Annotated in this window: 14 protein-coding genes; 10 read left to right on the top strand and 4 right to left on the bottom strand. The window is 55.6% G+C overall.

Features of this window, described 5'->3' with window-relative positions:
• Window positions 1-55: 55 nt before the first annotated feature.
• Complete coding sequence (locus tag ACL2XO_RS20680) at window positions 56-3,772, top strand: hypothetical protein (protein WP_413741414.1); 3,717 nt, start codon at window positions 56-58, stop codon at window positions 3,770-3,772.
• 26 nt (window positions 3,773-3,798) lie between these two features.
• Here the strand turns inward: ACL2XO_RS20680 and ACL2XO_RS20675 are convergent, their stop codons facing one another.
• Entirely contained in the window at window positions 3,799-4,659 is an 861-nt protein-coding gene (locus tag ACL2XO_RS20675; RefSeq protein WP_413725251.1) for a MurR/RpiR family transcriptional regulator, read from the bottom strand.
• Between the two features lie 197 nt (window positions 4,660-4,856).
• Between ACL2XO_RS20675 and murQ the strand changes: the two genes are divergently transcribed.
• The 3 genes from murQ to tadA are packed head-to-tail and all read left to right on the top strand — an operon-like array spanning window position 4,857 to window position 7,009.
• The gene (murQ, locus tag ACL2XO_RS20670; RefSeq protein ID WP_413741413.1) at window positions 4,857-5,756 is read left to right on the top strand and encodes an N-acetylmuramic acid 6-phosphate etherase; all 900 of its coding nucleotides are present in this window, start codon (window positions 4,857-4,859) and stop codon (window positions 5,754-5,756) included.
• Window positions 5,757-5,805: 49 nt separating this feature from the next.
• Complete coding sequence (gene yfhb / locus ACL2XO_RS20665) at window positions 5,806-6,444, top strand: phosphatidylglycerophosphatase C (RefSeq protein ID WP_413741412.1); 639 nt, start codon at window positions 5,806-5,808, stop codon at window positions 6,442-6,444.
• Between the two features lie 49 nt (window positions 6,445-6,493).
• Window positions 6,494-7,009: a tRNA adenosine(34) deaminase TadA gene (gene tadA, locus ACL2XO_RS20660; RefSeq protein ID WP_413741411.1), complete on the top strand. Its 516-nt coding sequence runs from the start codon at window positions 6,494-6,496 to the stop codon at window positions 7,007-7,009.
• Here tadA and mltF read toward each other — a convergent pair.
• Complete coding sequence (gene mltF / locus ACL2XO_RS20655; protein ID WP_413741410.1) at window positions 7,006-8,538, bottom strand: membrane-bound lytic murein transglycosylase MltF; 1,533 nt, start codon at window positions 8,536-8,538, stop codon at window positions 7,006-7,008. The genes tadA and mltF overlap by 4 nt on opposite strands.
• Window positions 8,539-8,825: 287 nt before the next feature.
• On the opposite strand from mltF, the gene purL reads away from it, so the two are divergent.
• The 6 genes from purL to glyA all read left to right on the top strand — a co-directional run bounded on the left by purL (window position 8,826) and on the right by glyA (window position 18,977).
• Window positions 8,826-12,716 carry a phosphoribosylformylglycinamidine synthase gene (purL, locus tag ACL2XO_RS20650; RefSeq protein WP_413743097.1) on the top strand — a complete coding sequence of 1,297 codons (3,891 nt, stop codon included), beginning with the start codon at window positions 8,826-8,828 and terminating at the stop codon, window positions 12,714-12,716.
• 630 nt (window positions 12,717-13,346) lie between these two features.
• Window positions 13,347-14,783 carry a sensor histidine kinase gene (locus tag ACL2XO_RS20645; protein WP_165934253.1) on the top strand — a complete coding sequence of 479 codons (1,437 nt, stop codon included), beginning with the start codon at window positions 13,347-13,349 and terminating at the stop codon, window positions 14,781-14,783.
• A 2-nt stretch (window positions 14,784-14,785) separates the two neighbouring features.
• Window positions 14,786-15,586 (top strand): two-component system QseEF-associated lipoprotein QseG, encoded by an 801-nt coding sequence (locus tag ACL2XO_RS20640; RefSeq protein ID WP_413741409.1) that lies wholly within the window; start codon window positions 14,786-14,788, stop codon window positions 15,584-15,586.
• A gap of 20 nt (window positions 15,587-15,606) precedes the next feature.
• Window positions 15,607-16,944, top strand: a complete 1,338-nt coding sequence (gene glrR, locus ACL2XO_RS20635) for a two-component system response regulator GlrR (RefSeq protein ID WP_132926737.1) — start codon at window positions 15,607-15,609, stop codon at window positions 16,942-16,944.
• A gap of 65 nt (window positions 16,945-17,009) precedes the next feature.
• Window positions 17,010-17,348 carry a nitrogen regulatory protein P-II gene (glnB, locus tag ACL2XO_RS20630; protein ID WP_132926739.1) on the top strand — a complete coding sequence of 113 codons (339 nt, stop codon included), beginning with the start codon at window positions 17,010-17,012 and terminating at the stop codon, window positions 17,346-17,348.
• Window positions 17,349-17,723: 375 nt separating this feature from the next.
• On the top strand, window positions 17,724-18,977 hold the full coding sequence (glyA, locus tag ACL2XO_RS20625) for a serine hydroxymethyltransferase (RefSeq protein ID WP_413741408.1): 1,254 nt from the start codon (window positions 17,724-17,726) through the stop codon (window positions 18,975-18,977).
• 52 nt (window positions 18,978-19,029) lie between these two features.
• Here glyA and ACL2XO_RS20620 read toward each other — a convergent pair whose 3' ends face one another.
• Complete coding sequence (locus ACL2XO_RS20620; protein WP_413741407.1) at window positions 19,030-20,550, bottom strand: hypothetical protein; 1,521 nt, start codon at window positions 20,548-20,550, stop codon at window positions 19,030-19,032.
• Window positions 20,551-20,725: 175 nt separating this feature from the next.
• A complete protein-coding gene (gene csiE / locus ACL2XO_RS20615; protein ID WP_413741406.1) occupies window positions 20,726-21,982 on the bottom strand; it encodes a stationary phase inducible protein CsiE in 1,257 nt (418 codons plus the stop codon).
• Between the last annotated feature and the right edge of the window lie 9 nt (window positions 21,983-21,991).

Below are 21,991 nucleotides of genomic sequence, written 5' to 3'. Positions count from 1 at the left end.
GCTGGTCAAATGAGACTGCTGCCACAAACCAATGTGATCTTATAAAGGATACTTTATGCAATTATCGTCAATAATGTTTCAAACTCACGATATCGGAAAATCCGACATCAATAACACTCTCTTTAATAATTTTTCAGATAAACAAAAAGAATATCATGTGAAAATAGCAGGCGGCTTTTTACACAAGCTGGCGCAGGTTGTTAACGAAGAAATCACTATCAATTCAACCTTTAATTTCGTTCCGGCCATGCCGGCAAAAGCACAGATGATATTCGCCTCAGCGGCTTTGTTATCCACCACCGCGCTTAATGGACCCGCTATTGCGCGTGGAAGTCGGCCGTTAGGGGCCGAATTTGCCGTCGTTCGGCATAAGGCCGGCAGTTTTAATGCTCTGTCCGCCAGCATTATAGGAGCCTTTGCTAAGGTTTATAATTTTATTGGTAATATAAAGGATCCCATACGATTCCCTCTTGCTTCTGCCGCCGCGTTGCCGGAGGGTCACTTTTCCGCTGGATTTGGCATCGATAATTCTTCCAGTAATCACAATGGCGACAATGAAATTCTGGACGATAAAAATCGTTATATTGCCCAGTTGGTGGCCCAGCTGGGTAATGGCCATCGCGATGTCAAGTATACCGATCGGGCAGTTCTGGTAAAATCAGTCATAAAGGCCCTCACGGAAAATACCCTGTCGCAGGAAGAGGTTGCCCTTTTTATCCAGACGGCTACAGGTGGCTATGGGGTTAATCCCTTTGAAATGATGCCACCGCCTATGGCTAAGACGATTATTGATATGTGGATAAGCGAGAATCTCTTCGGCGCCGCCATGGTTGATTTTATCACCGAAGCGATTGTTGATAGCCAGAAATCAGAGGGAAACAGGCTTGTATTTATCAAATTGAGGCTTGATAACGCTATTTATGCGTTTTTCTCGGGTGGGCGCGTCCTGGCCGGTAGTGACGTCAGGGACTATATCATACGACATATCATTGCGCCGGTGATCCCGTTGCTGGCAACCCCGCAGCTGTATAATATCAACGCCACGGATCCTGAATGGGCCAATAAACACGCCGGGGCATCCTTTGCCCTGGCGGCGGGCAGCGATACGCAGGCATTAACGCCGCAGGACGCCGCCGTGCTGGGACGAATGATTTGCCTTCAACTGAATATAGGCGTTGTTCCTGACCATTGGTCAAATTTTTTCCTTATTCCCGCCCTGATTGACTATAGCGTCGATAACCCGGACGCGATGATGCAGGACCGGCGCACGGGTGCATCCGCGCTGGAAAAAAGCGCCCTGGAAAAATTCTTCAATTCGCCGGCGCGACGCCGTGAGCAGGACAATCCATTAAACCGGTTTTCTGAACTCTTCGCATCATTCCAAACCCGGTTACAATTGGCACAAGCCAATCCGCAGTACCATACCCGCTTGCTGGATGAGAGATTTAAACAGCAGACCGACGATCTTGCCGACGCCTTTTATCAGGTGGACCGGCTGCTTATCGGCGACGTCCTAAGTCGTCTGCCGGAAGATGAATTCCGCTTTATCAACACTTCCCTCATTTCCCTGCCGACGTTTGCATTAATCAAACAGCATGAGACCCGTGCCCATGTGATGTTGCCGGCGTTGGCCTACGACCCGGATCGGGTGACCATCCTTCCCAATCCCGACGATGTCGATCTCATAGGCGCCGAGCGGGTAGGCGAGCGGCGTATTTATGCCTTGGTCAAAAAACAGCAGCAATATGAATTAATTCGCGTGGATTCAGATATCGCCCGCTATAAGCCACTGCTGGCGAAAGAGGATCGGCAACGGGTGCAGGCCGATTTCAGCCTGGAACTGACGGACCGGCCGGCCCCGGCTACTAATGTAGGAGAAACCGCCGATGAACATTTGATAAATACGCTCGCGCTAAAGCATAAAAATGCTTTGCGCCGGGCGCTGAACGACTACGGTAATATAAAAACGCCGGTGGAATCCCTTTTGGAATCGCTTTTTTCCATGATGCCATTATATTCCTGCTTGACCACGGGTGAGGAAGGGGAGAAAGGTGAAAAATTTTATCATTGCGCGACGGATACCTTATTGTTAGCGCCTTTGCTGAAAGCAGGCGCCAAACTGGGGCTAAATAAAGGGGTGCAATCCTTTCGTCTAGGCATGATTCCGGCGTTGAAATTGGCGGGCAGCGGGCAGGCCGCCTCACTGGCAAAGATGGCGGTACATACAGCGGATCCTTTGTTGAAACGGCTGCCATCGGCGTTGGGAAAAACGATCGTTGCCCAATCGTCACGCCTGGGGGAATATTTAGAGAATGTTATTCCAGGCATTAAGAATGCGCTGCGCAGAATGGGTAACGGTCAACACATGGAAAGATTGCCGCTGGAGTTCATTCCTGATAAGTCCATTAGAATAGACGGCGCCAAAACGCAGGTGGGGTTTATCAAGCCCGGTGGAGATAAATACCTTGGCCGGGAGGTTTACCTGCGGCTTAATCCTGACAACACCGGTATCCAGAGCAATAAATATACCCTTTACCGTCACCAAATCGCTGTAATCCCGCCTCAAGAGGCGGTCCTGCTCGCCAATCCGATACGTTATCAGCGACGGCCTTTACCACCGGTTATGGCGATGAATGGCGCGCAGCCGATCGCCGGCACCTCGTCGGTTGTGCGCCGCCCGGTGCCCAACCATCCGCTGCCAAGCTTCAATTCCTTTATGCCGATGCGCAGGATAGCACCCTTGGTAGACGAGTACGTTTCCACACATATCGATAACGAGATAACCCGCGTATTCGGCGAAATCAAAACCGTTCGGGTGACCGGAACAGTTGAAACCCAATTGAGTAAAAGACATCCCTACCTCGCCGGCGCGCAGCTTTCGGTCAGTGTACAGTTCGGCAACGTTTTTGATGATATAGGGAAAGTCAGTAATTTTTTAGAGCGTGCTAAAACGAACGCTTTGGAAAAAATGATGATTGAAAGTTATTTTTCAAACGCTTTAACGGTGAAAGACCCTTTTATTGTCGGATTGGCGGTCGATAGGTTTCGAGGAATTATAGACGCAGCCATCAATCTCAAGAGGGAGGTGGTAAAAAACGTCCTTATCGTGTCCACGGTAAGGGAAAAGAATTCGCTTGGTGTATACCAATCAGCGTTAGCCTCGCCCTCGGACCCCTTTTCCGGATATAAATTGCTGCCCCTTGAAGGCGAGATCTTGGGATTTTGCGTGCCGGGGGATGGTCGCAATCGTGTGATTGTTATGGCCGACCGGTTGGTACAGAGCTTGGACAAGCAGGAACATCTTGCCATAACCCTGATGCATGAAGTAACCCATTTAGCCTATCATACCGACGATATTTATTATCTTAGCGCCAAGAGTATTAAGGATTTATCGCCGGCAAAGCATGCTTCCACGCTGCAAACTATGCTGGACCAGGGCAACGTGATTAACTACAGTCAAATCGCGCCACAGATCAGGAGTCACTTGGGTTGGGAAAAAAACGATATGGTAAACATAGAAATGATCAACCAAGCCATTTCCCATGATCCTATGTTTCGGGCGGATATTATGACCAGGAATGCCGACAGCGTGGTTAAATTTATTATGGATATCGCTATAATGGAGCGTTCACGGATGAAAAGGGATATAACGGGCCGGCCAACGCGAGGTCCCTTGGAGCAGGCGCTGCTGCACTTGACGATGAAATTGGCCATCGATGCTGTCGGCAATGCTTCAGTTCCCACGGCCCAAAACTCGGCGGCAGAAATATAGGTCTGGCTGAATTCCGTTGTCATTGCCTATTCAGTGAATTTATTGAGTCTTCTGACCAGTTCCTCGCTATGGCGTATGCGTTGCGGCGCATTTTCCAGATCCCGCTGTACCAGCGCCATAAACAGCAGGTCGGTCAGAGAAAGCTGCGCCACGGTGGAGGATATGGCGCCGCTGCGCTGGGCTTTTTCCTCCGCGACGGTATATAAAGCAATATCGGCGTGCTGTTGCAGGCTGTTGGGGGAGAAGTGCGTAATAGCCATGACGCCGGCGCCGACCCGGTGCGCTTCCTGGGCCGCCAAATTGATTTCGCGTCGGGCGCCGCTGTAAGAGATGGCCAGCAGCACATCCCGGGGACCAAACGCCTGTACGGTGGCCAGTAAGACATGCATATCGGTTTCCGCCACCGCCGACATGCCGATCTTCATAAGTTTGTACGAGAAATCCCTGGCCACCAGTCCCGAGGCGCCGATGCCGACGATGACAATCCTGCCGGCGTTTTTCAGCATGGCCACACCCGCTTGAAGCTTATCTTCGCTGTTGATGTCCAGCGTGGCACGCAGGGCGGCGAGTTTTTCCGTCAGAAGTTTTTCTCCGACGGTTTTGATGGGATCGTCGCTGAGGATCTGGTTATGCACCGGGACGGATAAAGGGATATGTGCCGTGGCGAGCGCTTCGCTCAAGGCCAGTTTCAAGGCGGTGAAACCTTTGTATCCCAGTTTCTGGGCGAATTTCACCACGCCGGACTGGCTGACGCCGGCCTGCGCCGCCACCTGCTGCGAGCTGAGATGTCTGGCCGCGTCGGTTTGAGCCAGTAAATAATCCGCAAGTTTGCGATCGTTAGCCGACAGGCCGTGATAAATCTGGCGAATGCGGAGCAGGCTGCTCATAAATGTTTCCAATAGACCGATTAAAGTAAAACTGAGGAATTCGAGGCGGGCGCGAGACCGGACTTCGCTCCGCTGCCGGCCGCAAAGAGATGAACCCCTTTGTTAGCTCTCCTTCCAATGTGAAATCCCTCGCCCGCCGGAATTAAATATTCAATAATAGTGTTTGTTATTTGAATTAAATATTCAATGGTGGCGTGATGAATTTAGGTGCCCTGGTGTCGGAAACCCGCAACGCGGATTCCATGGATCTGGACAAGCTTACTACTCTGGACATGGTGCGCTTGTTTAATCAAGAGGATCGTAAAGTGCCGGAGGCGGTGGCGCGGGAACTGCCGGCCATCGCGGCGACGGTTGATCTGGCGGCGGCGGCGTTGATGGCAGGCGGCAGATTGATCTATCTGGGGGCGGGAACCAGCGGTCGCCTGGGGGTGTTGGATGCCGCCGAATGTCCGCCCACCTTCGGCGTGGCGCCGGAACGGGTCGTCGGCCTGATTGCCGGCGGTCCCGGCGCGTTACTGAAGGCGGTGGAAGGCGCCGAAGACAGTCTGACCCTGGCGGAAGAGGATTTAAAGGCGCTGGGTCTGACGGCCGTCGATATGGTGATCGGGCTGGCGGCATCGGGGCGCACGCCCTATGTCATCGGCGGGCTGCGTTATGCGCGCCGGCTGGGCTGCGCCACGGCGGCGATTTCCTGTAATCCCGATTCTCCCATCGCCCGCGAAGCCGCGGTGGCCATCTCCCCGGTCGTCGGACCGGAAGTGCTTACCGGTTCCACCCGCATGAAATCCGGCACCGCCCAAAAGCTGGTACTGAACATGATTTCCACCGGGGCGATGGTAAAACTGGGAAAAGTCTACCAAAATCTGATGGTGGATGTGAAAGCCACCAATATCAAGCTGGTGGATCGGGCATGTCGAATTGTCGCCGACGCCACGGGTGCCGAAATAACCGTGGCGAAAGCCGCCCTTGCGCAAACGGATTATGAGGTCAAACCGGCTATCCTGATGATACTGACCGGCGTCGACGCCGCTGGAGCGCAACGCGCGTTGGAACGACACCAGGGTTATTTGCGTCGAGCGCTGGATGACCCTGACTGAACCTGTTTTCGCTTATTTTTTTTAGGATTTTCGAGCCGGAGGACGTGTTTTGAGCCGCTCAGCAGCATCGCGTGTTATTTTTTTCGATTTGGACGGCACCCTGCACCGGCAGGATATGTTCGGGTGTTTTTTGCGGTATTTGCTCTGTCATTCGCCGTTGAATATTGTACTGGTATTGCCGGTATTACCCATCGTGGTTATCGGCCTGATGTCAAAAGGGCGTTCGGCCCGCTGGCCGATGAGCCTGCTGTTATGGTCGATAACCTTCGGGCACAGCGAGGAGCGCCTGCTTGAGCTGCAAAACCGTTTTATCGCCTGGTTTCGCCGTCGCGTCACGGAATTTCCCATCGTGCTGCAACGGCTAAATGAGTATCTGGACAGCCAGGATACCGAAGTCTGGCTGATTACCGGCTCCCCCGAGCCCCTGGTGCGCGGGGTATACAGCGATGCGCTGTTTTTGCCGCGGGTACGCCTTATCGGCAGCCGGATGAAGCGTCTTCATGGCGGCTGGGTATTGACCTTGCGCTGCCTGGGACATGAAAAGGTTGCCCAGCTGGAGCGTGAACTGGGCACGCCGCTCAAGCTCTTCAGCGGCTATAGCGATAGCCTGCACGACAGCCCGCTGCTTTATTTTTGCGAGTATCGCTGGCGCGTGACCCGCGAGGGGGACCTGAAGCAATTGGATTAACGGGCCGGCTTGCGGGTATATTTACGCGACGACTTTTTCCGGGATGGCGATGATGAACATTGAACAGGGGGATGAATTCTGGATGCGCCATGCCTTGCGGCTTGCCGAACGCGCCGAGGCCGAGGGCGAGGTGCCGGTGGGCGCGGTGCTGGTCTTGGGGGATCGGGTGATTGGCGAAGGCTGGAACCGGTCCATCGGCCGCCACGATCCCACCGCCCATGCGGAGATCATGGCCTTGCGCCAGGGCGGGGCGGTGCTGGGCAACTACCGGCTGGTGGATACCACTCTGTATGTCACCCTGGAGCCCTGCGTCATGTGCGCCGGCGCGATGATTCACGGACGGGTGGGGCGGCTGGTCTTCGGCGCACGTGATGAGAAAACCGGCGCGGCCGGCTCCCTGTGCGACATACTGCGCCATCCGGGGATGAATCATCTCGTGGACATGACCTCCGGGGTGCTGGAGCAAGAGTGTTCAAGCCGTCTCAGCGCGTTTTTTCGCGGCCGCCGGTCTGCGCATAAAGCGCGGCGCCAGGCGATGAAAGAACAGCCGCCCGCCGTCGGTTAAGGTGAGGCTTTGGCCAGAACGGGCGCCATGCCGGATGGAACGGCGGTCAAGCCGGAAAATTGGCTGGTAACGACCGGAAAGGAGCTTGGCGGCTGAGGGATGGTTTGCGCTGCTTGAAGGGTTTTTTCTTTCTCGGTTTCTTTGTCTTTTTCTTTATCTTTTTCCTGCAGATAGCCCACCAGGCTCATTTCGTAGCGGCGGATATTCTCCACATAATCATACGCCTGCTGGCCGCGGGCGTAACCGTAGGTAGTCTGCTGGTAATAACGGGGCTGGCTGAGCATGGGCAGGCGGAGTTTAACGTCCACCCAGCTGTCGGGATTGCCCTTTTGCTTGGCGGTGAGCGCGCGTGCGTCCAGCATATGGGCATAACCCATATTATATGCGGTGAGCGCAAACCAGATTTTTTCATCTTCCGGTATGGTCTCGGGCACTTTCTGCATCATATGGGATAAATAGAGCGCCCCGCCGCGAATGCTCTGCTCCGCATCCTGCCGATCGTTGATGCCCAGGCTGTCGGCGGTGGCGCGGGTCAGCATCATCAGGCCTCGTACCCCGGTAGGGGAAACGGCCAATGGGTCCCAATGGGACTCCTGATAAGAAATGGCCGCCAGTAATTTCCAGTCAATTTCAGTGGCATACTGCTGGAACAGGGATTGTAATGCCGGTAAGGTCGCATCGATGGAGGAGAGGAAGGTTTTGGTGTCTACATAATCAAAACTGCCCACATGGCCGAGGTATTTTTCCTCCAGCCGGGCGATTATCCCTTCTTCATTCAGCCCGTGGTAAAAATCCAACAGCGCGGCCGACAGGTTATCGCTGTTTTTCTTTGGCAAATACCAGGTCACCGGCTCTTCGTCGCTGACATCAAACGCCACCGCCAATTGCGGATGGATGCGCTGCAGCAACCCGATGGTGGCGGAATCCGCCAGCGTATAATCGAGCTTGCCTTCCGCAACCTGTTCCAGTAACGCCTTGCTGCTCAGATCCGATGACACCTCCCACGCCAGTTGGGGGTATTTTTTTTCTTTCATGGCGCGCAGCAGTGAAATATGGGCCGACCCGGAAGTCACGGCCAGACGGCCCTGCAGCGCGCCGAGATTTTTCGGCCGGGGCTGCCCCAGGCGATACACCAGCTGCTGGGAAACATAATAATTGGCCGGGCCGGTGGCGTAACGCTGCAACCGTTCGTTATTGTAGATGAGGCCCGCGGCCAGCATATCGGCGTCGTCGTTATCCAAATCGTCGAACAGTTCATTGAGGGTGCCGCGCTGGCGGATAACCAGCTTTACCCCCAGATAATCGGCGAAGCGTTTCGCCAGTTCATAGTCGAAACCGGAGGGCTGGTGGTTGGTCGTGGTATAACTCAGCGGAGCATCGATGGTGCTGACGCGTAGCGTTCCTCTGGCTTTGATTTGACTGAGCACATCATCTTGCATCCCATGCCAAGGCACGTTGAACCAAAGTGCCCAGGTCAGCAATGCGGTGATGGCGCCAATCACGACATAATTTAATTTTAAGCGCTTCAAATAGTTATCTCTTGCCGGAGTGCAATCCCTACTGTCTCGAACGGCAAAATCGTTATCATTTTCTCCCTGGTGTCGGGGCATTTTGCGCAACAAAGCGCCACGGTGCAACAAAAAAGCTTAAAGACCATACAGTAAGAAAGGTTATTCAGCGCGCAAGAATAACCGCGCAAACGGTTTCGTCCGCCGCCGGGATTCTCTATAATGGCGCGCGTTTCCCCCTGAAGTTGCGCCCCATGGCAAGCCGTACCCCGCATTGGCGGGCGTCGGTTCAAAGACGAGAGATCTTTATTATGGAAATACTGCGTGGTTCGCCCGCTCTGTCGGCATTTCGTATCAATAAACTGCTGGCCCGCTGCCAGGAAGCCCGGCTTCCGGTAAGCGCTGTCTATGCTGAATATGTTCACTTTGCCGATTTGAGCGCGCCCCTCAATACCGACGAACACGCAAGATTGCAGCGGCTGTTGAAATACGGTCCTTCTCTCGCCGAACACGACCCCGAGGGGCGCCTGCTGCTGGTGACGCCGCGCCCCGGTACGCTCTCCCCCTGGTCGTCGAAAGCCACGGATATCGCCCATAACTGCGGTTTGCCGCAGGTAAAGCGTCTGGAGCGCGGACTGGCGTTTTATATCCAGGGCTCCACCCTCACCGAGGAGCAGTGGCGCCAACTGGGGGCTCTGCTCCATGACCGGATGATGGAGACTGTGTTCGATAAATTTGAACAGGCGGCGGCGTTGTTCTCGCATCAGACGCCGGCGCCGGTAGGGGAGGTGGCTATGCTCGCCGAAGGCCGTCCCGCCCTGGAGCGTGCCAATCATCAACTGGGGCTGGCGTTGGCCGACGATGAAATAGACTATCTGCAGGAGGCGTTCACCCGTTTGGGGCGCAATCCCACCGACGTGGAACTCTATATGTTCGCCCAGGCCAATTCCGAGCACTGCCGCCATAAAATCTTCAATGCCGATTGGGTTATCGACGGCCAGGCACAGCCAAAGTCGCTGTTCAAAATGATCAAGAATACCTTTGAACAGACGCCGGAGTTTGTCCTGTCGGCCTACAAAGATAACGCGGCGGTTATGGAAGGTTCTTCGGTGGGACGATTTTTCGCCGACCCACGGGACCAGCGTTACGATTTTCACCAGGAACCGGCGCATATCCTGATGAAAGTGGAGACGCATAACCATCCCACCGCCATCTCTCCCTGGCCCGGCGCCGCCACCGGTTCCGGCGGAGAAATCCGCGATGAGGGCGCCACCGGACGGGGTTCCAAGCCCAAGGCCGGCCTGACGGGGTTCTCGGTATCCAATTTGCGTATCCCCGGTTTCGAGCAGCCCTGGGAACAGGATTTCGGCAAGCCGGATCGCATTGTCTCCGCTCTGGATATCATGACCGACGGCCCGCTGGGGGGCGCTGCGTTTAACAATGAGTTCGGCCGTCCGGCCCTGACGGGATATTTCCGTACCTATGAAGAACAGGTCAGCAGCCACAACGGCGTCGAACTGCGGGGTTATCACAAGCCGATTATGCTGGCGGGGGGGATTGGCAACATTCGCGCCGGCCATGTGCAGAAAGGGGAAATTTCCATCGGCGCCAAGCTGATTGTCCTGGGCGGGCCGGCAATGAACATCGGCCTGGGCGGCGGGGCGGCTTCATCCATGGCGTCCGGGCAGTCTGATGCCGATCTGGATTTCGCCTCGGTGCAGCGGGACAATCCGGAAATGGAACGGCGCTGCCAGGAAGTCATCGATCGCTGCTGGCAGCGGGGTGACGACAATCCGATACTGTTTATTCATGACGTGGGGGCCGGCGGCCTGTCCAACGCCATGCCGGAGCTGGTGAGCGACGGTCGGCGCGGCGGACGTTTTCAGCTGCGGGACATCCCCAACGATGAACCGGGCATGAGCCCGCTGGAGGTCTGGTGCAACGAATCCCAGGAGCGTTATGTGCTGGCGGTGGCGCCGGAGCGGCTCGGGGAGTTTGAGGCCATTTGCCGCCGCGAGCGGGCGCCTTACGCGGTAATCGGTGAGGCCACCGAGGAAATGCACCTGAGTCTGGCGGACCGGCATTTCGACAACCAGCCCATCGACATGCCGCTGGATGTATTGCTGGGCAAAACCCCCAAAATGCTCCGTGATGTGACCCGGTTAACGGCGGCGGGCCAACCGCTGGCCCGGGGCGGTATCCATCTGGCCGAGGCGGTCAAAAGGGTACTGCATTTGCCGGTGGTGGCGGAAAAAACCTTTTTGATAACCATCGGCGATCGCACGGTGACCGGCATGGTCTCGCGGGATCAGATGGTGGGTCCGTGGCAGGTCCCGGTGGCGGACTGCGCGGTTACCACCGCCAGTCTGGACAGCTATTACGGCGAAGCCATGTCCCTGGGCGAAAGGGCGCCGGTGGCGTTGCTGAATTTCGCCGCCTCGGCCCGTCTGGCGGTGGGGGAAGCGCTCACCAACATTGCGGCGACGCAGATTGGCGATATTAAACGGATCAAATTGTCCGCTAACTGGATGGCCGCCGCCGGCCATCCGGGTGAAGACGCCGGTTTATACGATGCGGTAAAAGCGGTGGGGGAAGAGCTTTGTCCGGCGCTGGGCCTGACCATTCCGGTGGGTAAAGACTCCATGTCGATGAAGACCCGCTGGCAGCAGGGGACGCAACAGCGGGAAGTCACCTCTCCCCTGTCTCTGGTGATTACCGCGTTTGCCCGGGTAGAGGATGTGCGCGGCACCGTCACGCCGCAGCTGCGCGCCGCCGGAGAAAACCGTCTGCTGCTCATTGACCTGGGGGCCGGCCATCAGGCGCTGGGCGCCACCGCTCTGGCCCAGGTGTACCGCCAACTGGGGGACGAGACCGCCGATGTGCGCGATGCCCCGCAGCTGGCCGGTTTCTATCGTGCCGTGCAGGAGCTGGTGGCGCAGCGGCGTCTGCTGGCTTACCACGATCGCTCCGACGGCGGTCTGCTGGTGACCCTGCTGGAAATGGCGTTCGCCGGCCACTGCGGCCTGGATATCGATATCGCCGCCCTGGGCCAGGATCGGCTGGCGGCGCTGTTTAACGAAGAGCTGGGGGCGGTGATTCAGGTTGCCGCCGAAGACAGCGAACTGGTGGCGGAAGTCTTTGCCCGGCACGGCCTGCAGGATTGCCTGTTCACTCTGGGCCGTGCCATAGCCGGCGACGGCGTGATTATCCGTGCCGGCAACAGTACGGTATACAGTGAAAACCGCACCACCCTGCGTACCTGGTGGGCGGAAACCACCTGGCAAATGCAGCGCTTGCGAGATAATCCCGACTGCGCCGATCAGGAGCACGCCGCGAAACAAGACGACAGCGATCCGGGCCTGAACGTCAAGCTGACCTTCGACCCCGCCGAGGATGTGGCGGCCCCCTTTATTGCCAAAGGCGCGCGTCCCAAGGTGGCGGTGCTGCGGGAGCAGGGCGTCAATTCCCACGTGGAAATGGCGGCGGCGTTTTATCGCGCCGGTTTTGACGCCGTGGACGTGCATATGAGCGATCTGCTGTCGGGGGATCGGGATTTGCAGGAATTTCAGGCGCTGGTGGCCTGCGGTGGATTCTCTTACGGCGATGTGCTGGGGGCCGGTGAAGGCTGGGCCAAATCCATCCTGTTCAATCCGCGGGTGCGCGATGACTTCGCCGCCTTCTTTCATCGTCCGCAAACCCTGGCGCTGGGCGTCTGCAACGGTTGCCAGATGATGTCCAACCTGCGGGAACTTATTCCCGGCGCCGAGCTGTGGCCGCGTTTTGTGCGCAATAAATCAGAACGCTTCGAAGCCCGCTTCAGTCTGGTGGAGGTGACGCAAAGCCCGTCGCTTCTGCTGCAGGGCATGGCAGGCTCGCGTCTGCCCATAGCGGTTTCCCATGGGGAAGGGCTGGTGGAGGTGCGGGATTCGTCTCATTTGGCGGCGTTGGAAAGCGCCGGCCTGGTGGCGCTGCGTTTTGTGGATAATTCGGGGCATGCCACCGAGGCCTATCCGTCCAATCCAAACGGTTCGGCCAACGGCATCACGGCGGTGTCCAGCGCCGGTGGGCGGGTGACCATTACCATGCCGCATCCGGAAAGGGTCTTTAGGACCGTAACCAACTCCTGGCATCCGCAAGAGTGGGGAGAAGACGGACCCTGGATGCGGATTTTCCGCAATGCCAGAAAACAATTAGGTTAAGCGGTAATGGCGACTCGCTGTATGTAGTAGTGTCGCTTTTTACCTATTTCTCGGAATTATCTGTCTCTAAAAGGAGACAGATAATCAATTGTTTTTTATGTATAATTTTTTTTCAGTTGCTTTGTGTCTCCGTTGAGCGACGGAACATCGGCACTATCCCGCGGCGGCAGATGCTTATATACATACCGAAAGAATATTAAGCATATTTTTCAATTGGTTAATAAACACTTTTATTTCTGGCACGATAGCTGCATAATATTGTCCAGTTGCTCATTCACCTCGATATGCCGCAGCTGCTCTCCAAGAGCAGAGATTGCTACATAACTACCGAATGACGCCAAAGAACGGTGCCTATCGTCCAACATACCGATAATTGTCTTACGACTTTATCAAACATCGGGCGACACGTTGAGTGAGGCACCCCCTATTCTGAAAAAAAACACTTGCCGTAAGGCGGGTGTTTTTTTTTGCCTGGGGTTGAAGCCCATGCGTGATTTAGCGGCGGCGGCCAGGTTTTATGTTTGCCGATGAGACCCCTGCGTGGTTTAACGCCGGCGCCGATGATTTTGTGCTTTCGTCATGGCCGCGAGTCGGATAGCATCGGCAGGGTTACCGGACGGTAATCACAGGATGATTTCTTTGAAAAAGTGGCGTCTGTTTCCCCGATCCCTAAGACAGCTGGTTATCCTCGCCTTCACGCTGGTGCTGCTGCCTTTGCTGTTGCTGGCCTATCAGGCCTGGAAAAGCCTGGACCATCTGAGCGAGCAGGCGGCGGATATCAATCGCAGCACCCTGGTGGATGCCCGCCGCACCGAGTCCATGAGCAGCGTGGCGTTGGAAATGGAGCGCAGCTATCGCCAATATTGCGTTCTGGATGATCAGACGCTGGTGACGCTGTATCAAAACCAGCTTAATCAATACGGCCAGATTCTGGCTGCGCATGGCGGCATGCCCTCCGATCCGCGCTATGTTCAAAGGCTGCGTGACCTGCTTGCTCGATTACAGCATCTTGAATGCGAAAACAGCGGGCCGAGTAAAGCGGCCTCCGACCAGCTCAGGGATTTTTCCCGTGCCAACAGCGACATGGTGCAGGCTACCCGCACCAGTATTTTCGCCCGCGGCCAGCAGTTGCAAATGGCCATCGCCGAACGCGGGCGTTTTTTCGGCTGGCAGGCGCTGCTGCTCTTTTTGTTCAGCCTGATGCTGGTCATGCTGTTTACCCGGATGATTATCGGTCCGGTGAAAATGGTGGAAAAGATGATTAACCGGCTGGGGGAAGGGCGGTCGCTGGACGGCGGCGTTTCATTTAGCGGGCCGCGTGAAATCCAGTCGCTGGCGCAGCGGATCCTTTGGCTTAACGAACGGCTGTCGTGGCTTGAATCCCAGCGCCATGAATTTTTGCGGCATATCTCCCATGAATTGAAAACGCCGTTGGCAAGCCTGAGGGAAGGCGCCGCCCTGCTGGCGGATGAAATCGCCGGGCCGCTCACGTCCGATCAACGGGACGTGGTGGCGATTCTCGACAGCAGCAGCCGCCACCTGCAACAGTTAATCGAGCAATTGCTGGATTACAACCGCAAGCTGGCCGACAGCCCGGCCGACTTCGCCGATATCCACCTGCGCGACATGATCGATTCCGTCGTTGCCGCCCACAGCCTGCCGGCCCGCGCCAAAGGCATTCATACCCTGGTGGAACTGGAATGCGAACATTGCCGGGCGCAGCCGCTGTTATTAATGCGGGTACTTGATAATCTCTATTCCAATGCGGTGTACTATGGACAGGAATCCGGTAACATCTGGATCCGCAGCCGGCAGGCGGGGCAACGGCTCTGCCTGGAATTGGCCAATAGCGGCGAGCCGATCCCGGCCGCGGAGCGGAGCATGATTTTCGAGCCGTTCTATCAAGGCCGCGTACAGCGCAAAGGCGCGGTAAAAGGCAGCGGACTCGGGTTGAGCATTGCACGGGATTGTATACGCCGCATGAACGGCGAACTGAATCTGGTGACGGTGGATTACGCCGGTGTTTGCTTTCGTATCGAATTACCCCTAACCGCCGAGAACGCATAATAATGAATTTACGGTTTTCACCGGCGAACCATGGGTTTGCCGTCAGTATCAAAAGTCTGTTGAGCCTTCGCTGGCCCGCCGGCAATCCTCTGGCGATGTTGGGACCGCTATTGATGCTGCCGTCGCTATTGACCGGTTGCGTAGGCAATGCCGACAGCCGGCACTCTTCGACGCCGTTGTCTATGGTACGGCAAAACGCGGTCCCCGGACGAAATGCCGCCGAATGCGGCCAGATTTGGCAAACCCGCGGTGAGGGCGACCTCCAGGACGCCACCTACTGGCTGCGCGCCATGGAGTGCGCCGAGCGCATGACCCCGTCGCAGGCGCGGCTCGAGGCTGAAAATCAGGGGGGCGATACATGGGACGACGCGTTTCGGGAAAGCCTTCTGCTGAATGCCGCCAATATGTCCGTGACCGAACGGCGCCAGACCTATCAGCGCCTGTTGAGCTTTCGCTCCCAGTTCCCCCCGTCGGTATATCCCATCTTTAAAATGTGGCGCCAGCAGCAAGCGCTGCGCCTGATTCTGGCGGACGAGCGCAGCAGTCACCAGCGGCAACTGGAGGCCGACGCGGCGCAAATCGAGCAAATGCGCCAGCAGCAGGCGGATTTGCAAAGTAAACTGGATATAACCACCCGCAAGCTGGAAAATCTGACGGAAATAGAACGGCGCCTGTCGGCCCGTAAACAGGGCATATCAGACAGCGGCGACAATGATGCCGGCGACGGGGGAGCATCCGATGCCCCGGCATCGGGCGCCGGTGCGGCCGCCGGCGATAAGACGGCACCGGCCGCGAAGCAATGAAGCGAAGGAACCGGTAACCCATGAGCCAACGTAAAAACGCCAATTTGCTGTTGGTGGACGACGATGCCAGTTTGCTGAAACTGCTGGGCATGCGTCTGAGCAGCGAGGGATTCAACGTCACCACCGCTGAAAGCGGGCAGGAAGCGCTGCGCCTGCTGTCGCGGGAAAAAATCGATTTGGTGATAAGCGATCTGCGGATGGATGAAATGGACGGGCTGGCGCTGTTCGAGGAGATTCAGCGCCACCAGCCCGGCATGCCGGTGATAATCCTCACCGCCCACGGCTCCATACCCGATGCGGTGGCCGCCACGCAAAAAGGCGTGTTCAGCTTCCTCACCAAACCGGTGGACCGCGAGGCTTTATATAAAGCCATTGACGAGGCGCTGTCCTTGTCCATGCCGGCCGGCGACGAGAGCTGGCGGGAGTCCATCGTAACCCGCAGCCCCATCATGCTGCGGCTGCTGGAGCAGGCTAAAATGGTGGCCCAGTCCGATGTCAGCGTGCTGATTACCGGGCAAAGCGGCACCGGCAAGGAGGTGCTGGCCCAGGCGATACATGCCGCCAGTCCCCGCGGCAAAAACGCCTTTGTCGCCATCAACTGCGGCGCGTTGCCGGAGCAATTGCTCGAGTCGGAGCTGTTCGGCCATGCCAAGGGGGCGTTTACCGGCGCGGTCAGCAGCCGGGAGGGGCTGTTTCAATCCGCCGCGGGCGGGACGCTGTTTCTTGATGAAATCGGCGACATGCCTCTCTCCCTGCAGGTAAAATTATTACGGGTATTGCAGGAACGTAAAGTACGCCCCTTGGGCAGTAACCGGGATTTGGATATAGATGTCAGGGTGATCTCCGCCACCCACCGGGATTTACCCAAAGTGATGGCGCAAGGGGAGTTTCGGGAAGATCTTTTTTATCGCCTGAATGTAGTCAGCCTGAAACTACCGGCATTGCACGAGCGGGCCGAAGATATCCCCCTGTTGGCCAACCATTTATTACGGACGGCGGCGGAACGGCATAAACCCTTTGTGCGAAGTTTTTCCTCCGACGCCATGAAGCGTTTAATGGCGGCCGGATGGCCCGGCAATGTACGCCAGCTGGTTAACGTGATAGAACAGTGTGTGGCGCTGACCTCTGCCCCGGTTATCAGCGAGGCGCTGGTGGAACAGGCGCTGGAAGGTGAAAATACCGTCTTGCCGACCTTTGTTGAGGCCAGGCTGCAATTTGAATTGCATTATCTGCGCAAATTGCTGCAGATTACCAAGGGAAATGTGACCCAGGCGGCGCGTATGGCGGGTCGTAACCGGACCGAGTTTTACAAGCTTCTGTCGCGCCATGAGCTGGACGCTAATGATTTCAAAGATTAAGTTGGCTCTCTTCTATCCGATGATGAGCGGCGCAGGCCGCAAATCAGCTTGAGAAAGGTTGTATAATGAAAAAAATCGATGCGATTATCAAACCGTTCAAACTGGACGATGTCCGCGAGGCGCTGGCGGAAGTCGGTATCACCGGCATGACCGTCACTGAAGTGAAGGGTTTCGGACGCCAGAAAGGCCATACCGAGCTGTATCGCGGCGCGGAATACATGGTGGATTTTTTGCCCAAGGTGAAAATAGAGCTGGTGGTATCGGATGATATCGTCGACAGCTGTGTGGAGACGATAATGCATACCGCGCAAACCGGTAAAATCGGCGACGGCAAAATTTTCGTCTTCGACGTGGCGCGCGTGGTGCGTATTCGTACCGGCGAGCAGGACGAAGAAGCGATTTAATCCGGCCCGGCGGCTTCGTCCCGGCGTAGTATGCCGCTTGGGCGATGGCCGTTCTCGTTCATAAATCGCCCGCCGTGAACTTTTAGCTCATGGGCTGCCCCCTCATGAAAAAACGCCCTGCCGCAATGAAAAAATATCCTGAAGGTTCGCCGGACCCCATCCCCCAAGCCCTGCGGCGTAACCGCAGGGAAACGTTTGCGTAAAAAGCCGCCCCCGCACCTATCGGAGCAGGGGCAAAAAAGTTTACACTATCGCCATACCCCCTCGGATTCTACTCTACATAGTTCGACTTGCAGGGAAGCCAACGCGCCCGCAACGTGAAATATGGCGAGTAACTTAATCGACGAATTACGTCAGTTGAAGCAGGAGAACCGGATGTTAAAGCGTGAAATGAACATTGCAGATTACGATGCCGAATTGTGGCAGGCAATGGAGCAGGAAGTAGTGCGCCAGGAAGAGCACATTGAGCTGATTGCGTCGGAGAATTACACCAGTCCGCGCGTCATGCAGGCGCAGGGTTCTCAACTGACCAATAAATACGCCGAAGGTTATCCGGGCAAACGTTATTACGGCGGTTGCGAATTTGTGGATATCGTCGAGCAATTGGCTATCGATCGCGCCAAGGAGCTGTTCGGCGCCGATTATGCCAACGTACAGCCCCATTCAGGCTCCCAGGCCAACTTTGCCGTGTACACCGCCCTGTTGCAGCCGGGAGATACGGTGCTGGGCATGAATCTGGCCCACGGCGGCCACCTTACCCACGGTTCGCCGGTGAATTTTTCCGGCAAGCTATATAATATTATTCCCTACGGCATCGACGAAACCGGGCATATCGATTACCAGCAGCTGGCGGAACTGGCGTCAACCCATAAGCCGCAGATGATTATCGGCGGTTTCTCCGCCTATTCCGGCGTTGTGGATTGGGCCAAAATGCGTGAAATCGCCGACAGCATCGACGCCTATCTGTTTGTTGATATGGCTCACGTGGCCGGGCTGGTTGCCGCCGGCGTTTATCCCAACCCGGTTCCTCACGCCCATGTGGTCACCACCACCACCCATAAGACCCTGGCCGGTCCCCGCGGCGGCCTGATTCTGGCGAAAGGCGGCAGCGATGAGCTGTATAAAAAGCTGAACTCGGCGGTATTCCCCGGCGGGCAGGGTGGTCCGCTGATGCACGTTATCGCTGGCAAGGCGGTGGCGTTGAAAGAAGCCATGGAACCGGCATTCAAGATTTATCAGCAGCAGGTTGCCAAAAACGCCAAGGCCATGGTGGCGGTTTTCCTGGATCGTGGTTATAACATTGTCTCCGGCGGTACCGATAACCACCTGTTCCTGCTGGACCTGGTGGAGAAAAATCTCACCGGCAAAGAGGCTGACGCCGCCTTGGGCCGCGCCAATATCACCGTTAATAAAAACAGCGTGCCAAACGATCCGAAAAGTCCGTTTGTCACCTCCGGTGTCCGTATCGGCACCCCGGCGGTCACCCGCCGCGGCTTTGGCGAAAGCGACGTGCGTGAACTGGCCGGCTGGATCTGCGACATACTGGACAATGTTCACGATGAAGCGGTCATTGAGCGCACCAAGCAAAAAGTCCTGGCCATCTGCGCCCGTTATCCGGTTTATGCCTGATTAGCCGAATGCCTTATCCCCCGCAGATGTGATTGCGGGGGATAAGCGTAAATTAATACACCAGTATTTCCCTCTTGGCCGCAGCTATATTCCTTTTGGCTCCGCTGCGTTGAGAAGTCACGATAAATTTATTATTATGAAATTTAATATCGATTCTATTTCTTTTGTGCTTTGTCACAATATGATATCGATTACTTTTATTTTTATTACGGATTAATTCCACATAATGCCCTTTTATCCTCAAGTAGCTTTTATGGTCATGGGACCACTGTAATCCCCGCTCATCGGGCGCGGATAATACCGACTCCACAATATTTGGATCCGCCATTGCCGGGGTTATGCGGCGGATTAACGATTTCGAGACTTGCAAAGCCGTAGGCTGCTGCAGTATCCATTGGCCGTTGCTAAAGGCCAGGGGGTAGCTGACGGCCTGATTGCCGGAATCAAAAATTTCATATTTGACGCCGTGCTCCGGCATCACTACCGGGCGCACCGATATCCCATCGGCGTTTATCAAAACATAAAAGCGGGAAACCGGTTGGCTGATGCCATCGCGGTCGGTAAATATTTCATAGACTTTACCCTGGCCATAGTGCGCTGGGTTGAGGTTAGCCACCGCTATGCCATATTCATCTTCAGCCAGAGTTGCCTTGCATTGCTGAATGATGGCGGCTGGCAGTCGCGGATCGTTCTTGGATGGGGGCAATAAAGGGACATTCCGGATGTCAGCTTTTTTAATCTTGGTCAAGATATTCTGCGTTTTGTCCTTGCCCGGCGCCGCGAACCTTTTTCCGCTTAATCCGCGGCGACCCGGCCGGGCGGTTAGCGAGGCGTCACTCGGGGTATCCAATGGAAACGCCGCCTGCTGCGGGAACCCGGACGTCAATACATCAGGGTCATCTCGATAACGCAGAAAGTTATGGTGGGTGTTCTTGCCGCTTTTTTCCAATGGAACCAACCGGTCGGCGTTATCGCCATAGCCCGATATCATGTAATACTCAGTAGGATCTAATGGAGGAAGCTGTTCTATGCTTTTTTGGATTCCCATGGCAAGGATCGGGGAGGATAGCGCCGTTGAATGGGCATCGTCGGCAGCCCTGTTATTTTCTCGAGGTCCGAGCCTTTCACTGTGATGAGCGGGTGAAGTCAATGCAGAGGCATAATAAACAGCGGCCGTGACGGCCTGATGCATATTTTTAATTCGTAATTTCTCATCGGATTTTTTTTGATGATGGATAATATTTTCATCCCGCCATTGAAGTGCTGCTTGGTGGAGCTCTTTACCAATGGTTTTATAATCATCCCCCTTGTTTGTTTTATCCCTGGGCAGATTCCGTGCCGCGGAGAACGGTATAGAAAAAAATACCAGCGCGGAAAAACATTTGGTTATTGCTACGGCTGAGGGTTTACATTTGGCGCTTATTTTCAAAGCAATATTGGAAACCTGAATTAGTGGCTTGAACAGGCCCATAAAATTATTAATTTCATGATTTTGATCCGGAGAATTGACGCCACAATTTTTTAAATGCGGTGAAAATGTGCAGGCATCAGGTTGTGCTTTAATCGAATTCATTAATACGCTTTATCATTACTAAATGGGTGAAGCATAGTAGGTAAACAACTCAATAAAATAAAGCCAAGGCGGCATTGGATGAGCGATTTCTTCAATTTTTAAAATGAAATGTTAAATTAAACCCATTCCCATTGTCTATTGAGGGAAAGCGATAATGATCGATTCCCTTCGGGAATCAGGCTTCCAGCAGTTGACGGATACGCTCTTGCTGGGATTGCGCCAGCGGCAGGCGCACCAGCATCAGCGGCGGCGAAAACAGCGGTAGCGGCAGAGAAAAAGGCGAAATGACCAAAACGGTATTTTTAGGCGCGCCGCGAACCTGGAATTCGGCCAGGGACTGGAACTTGATATTCAGCGGCAACAGGGTCAACTCGCGGATTTGTAACTCCAGCGTTTTTTCTTTGCCCCCCTCGCTGTTGGTCAGTATAACCACCTGCTTCTCCTGCAAATCGTTATCTTGCATCAGCCAGGCGCCAAAAATCACCGCGATAAGTCCCAGCTCCTCGCGGGGAAAGCGGATGCGGTATGCCGCTTCAAGCGGCATTACCGCCGCGCGGGTTGTGCGCAACAGACGAGGGTATTTCTCCTCCACTTCCAATTGCAGGCTGTTGTCGATACCGACGCGGAAATGGCAGCGTTCCAAGGCGGCGCTGAGATGGGAAAAAAGCTGGCCGGCCAGCATCTCCGGCTGATGGAAGGTGGTTTGCGCCACCTGTTCGAACCGCCGGATGATGTTTTTTACTTCCTGCAAGAGCTGTCGGTCGTCGTCGGAACGGACCCCGGTCTGGTTGGGTGTCTTCAGCAACCGGGCCAGCAGGGTAAAGCCTATCAGTTCGTTCTCCGGCAGGGGCCATAAGCGAAAAATGTCCAGCACCTGCCGGTATTCGGCTTTTTGCTGTAGCCATTGCAGCTGATGCTGATTGAATTCCGGCTGCTCCCGTGCATGGCATTGCATCAATACATAACGCAAATAGAGATGCAAAAAGGCCACATCGCTTGCGGACGGCGGCCTTTCCAGTAACGAGGTGTAACGGGTGATGGCAGCCTCGAACTGTTCATCGGTGATTTGATAATCGGCGGGCAGATGCAGCCACTGATGCTGTTGCAGCGGCAAAAAATAGCGGTTCACTTTGTCCGGACAAAGGCGCAGCGTACGGCGCAGACCCTCTATAAGGCACAGCCGCTTATTCAGAACGTTGCCTTCGATCCGGTAATTGCCGTCATGCCCCACCACCAGGGAGAGATGGTAGATACGCCGCATCTCGCTTTCGATGTGGACCAGATCGCGCCGTGTCGTGGGTAAATCCTCGCCGTTATACCTTGAAAGCGAGACCAGCGACAAAGATGGCAGGGGCGCAAAAAGCATCAAAAGCAAATGGCTGCGACGTTGCGAACCGGAAAGCGCCGGCACCGGTGGGGTGGGCAGGCTCATGGGTCTCAT

This window comes from Sodalis sp. RH15 (genome assembly GCF_047324255.1).
GTDB classification, from domain to species: domain Bacteria; phylum Pseudomonadota; class Gammaproteobacteria; order Enterobacterales; family Enterobacteriaceae; genus Acerihabitans; species Acerihabitans ligni.
The sequence above is the reverse complement of the archived record's forward strand: the minus strand, read 5'-3'. Positions and strand labels throughout refer to the sequence as shown.

Coding starts and splice junctions, on each gene's coding strand:
- tadA (WP_413741411.1), top strand. CDS start 6,494: ATGATGAACATTGAACAGGGGGATGAATTCTGGATGCGCCATGCCTTG.
- ACL2XO_RS20675 (WP_413725251.1), bottom strand. CDS start 4,659: ATGAGCAGCCTGCTCCGCATTCGCCAGATTTATCACGGCCTGTCGGCT.
- glnB (WP_132926739.1), top strand. CDS start 17,010: ATGAAAAAAATCGATGCGATTATCAAACCGTTCAAACTGGACGATGTC.
- ACL2XO_RS20620 (WP_413741407.1), bottom strand. CDS start 20,550: ATGAATTCGATTAAAGCACAACCTGATGCCTGCACATTTTCACCGCAT.
- csiE (WP_413741406.1), bottom strand. CDS start 21,982: ATGAGCCTGCCCACCCCACCGGTGCCGGCGCTTTCCGGTTCGCAACGT.
- ACL2XO_RS20640 (WP_413741409.1), top strand. CDS start 14,786: ATGAATTTACGGTTTTCACCGGCGAACCATGGGTTTGCCGTCAGTATC.
- ACL2XO_RS20645 (WP_165934253.1), top strand. CDS start 13,347: ATGATTTCTTTGAAAAAGTGGCGTCTGTTTCCCCGATCCCTAAGACAG.
- glyA (WP_413741408.1), top strand. CDS start 17,724: ATGTTAAAGCGTGAAATGAACATTGCAGATTACGATGCCGAATTGTGG.
- glrR (WP_132926737.1), top strand. CDS start 15,607: ATGAGCCAACGTAAAAACGCCAATTTGCTGTTGGTGGACGACGATGCC.
- murQ (WP_413741413.1), top strand. CDS start 4,857: ATGAATTTAGGTGCCCTGGTGTCGGAAACCCGCAACGCGGATTCCATG.
- ACL2XO_RS20680 (WP_413741414.1), top strand. CDS start 56: ATGCAATTATCGTCAATAATGTTTCAAACTCACGATATCGGAAAATCC.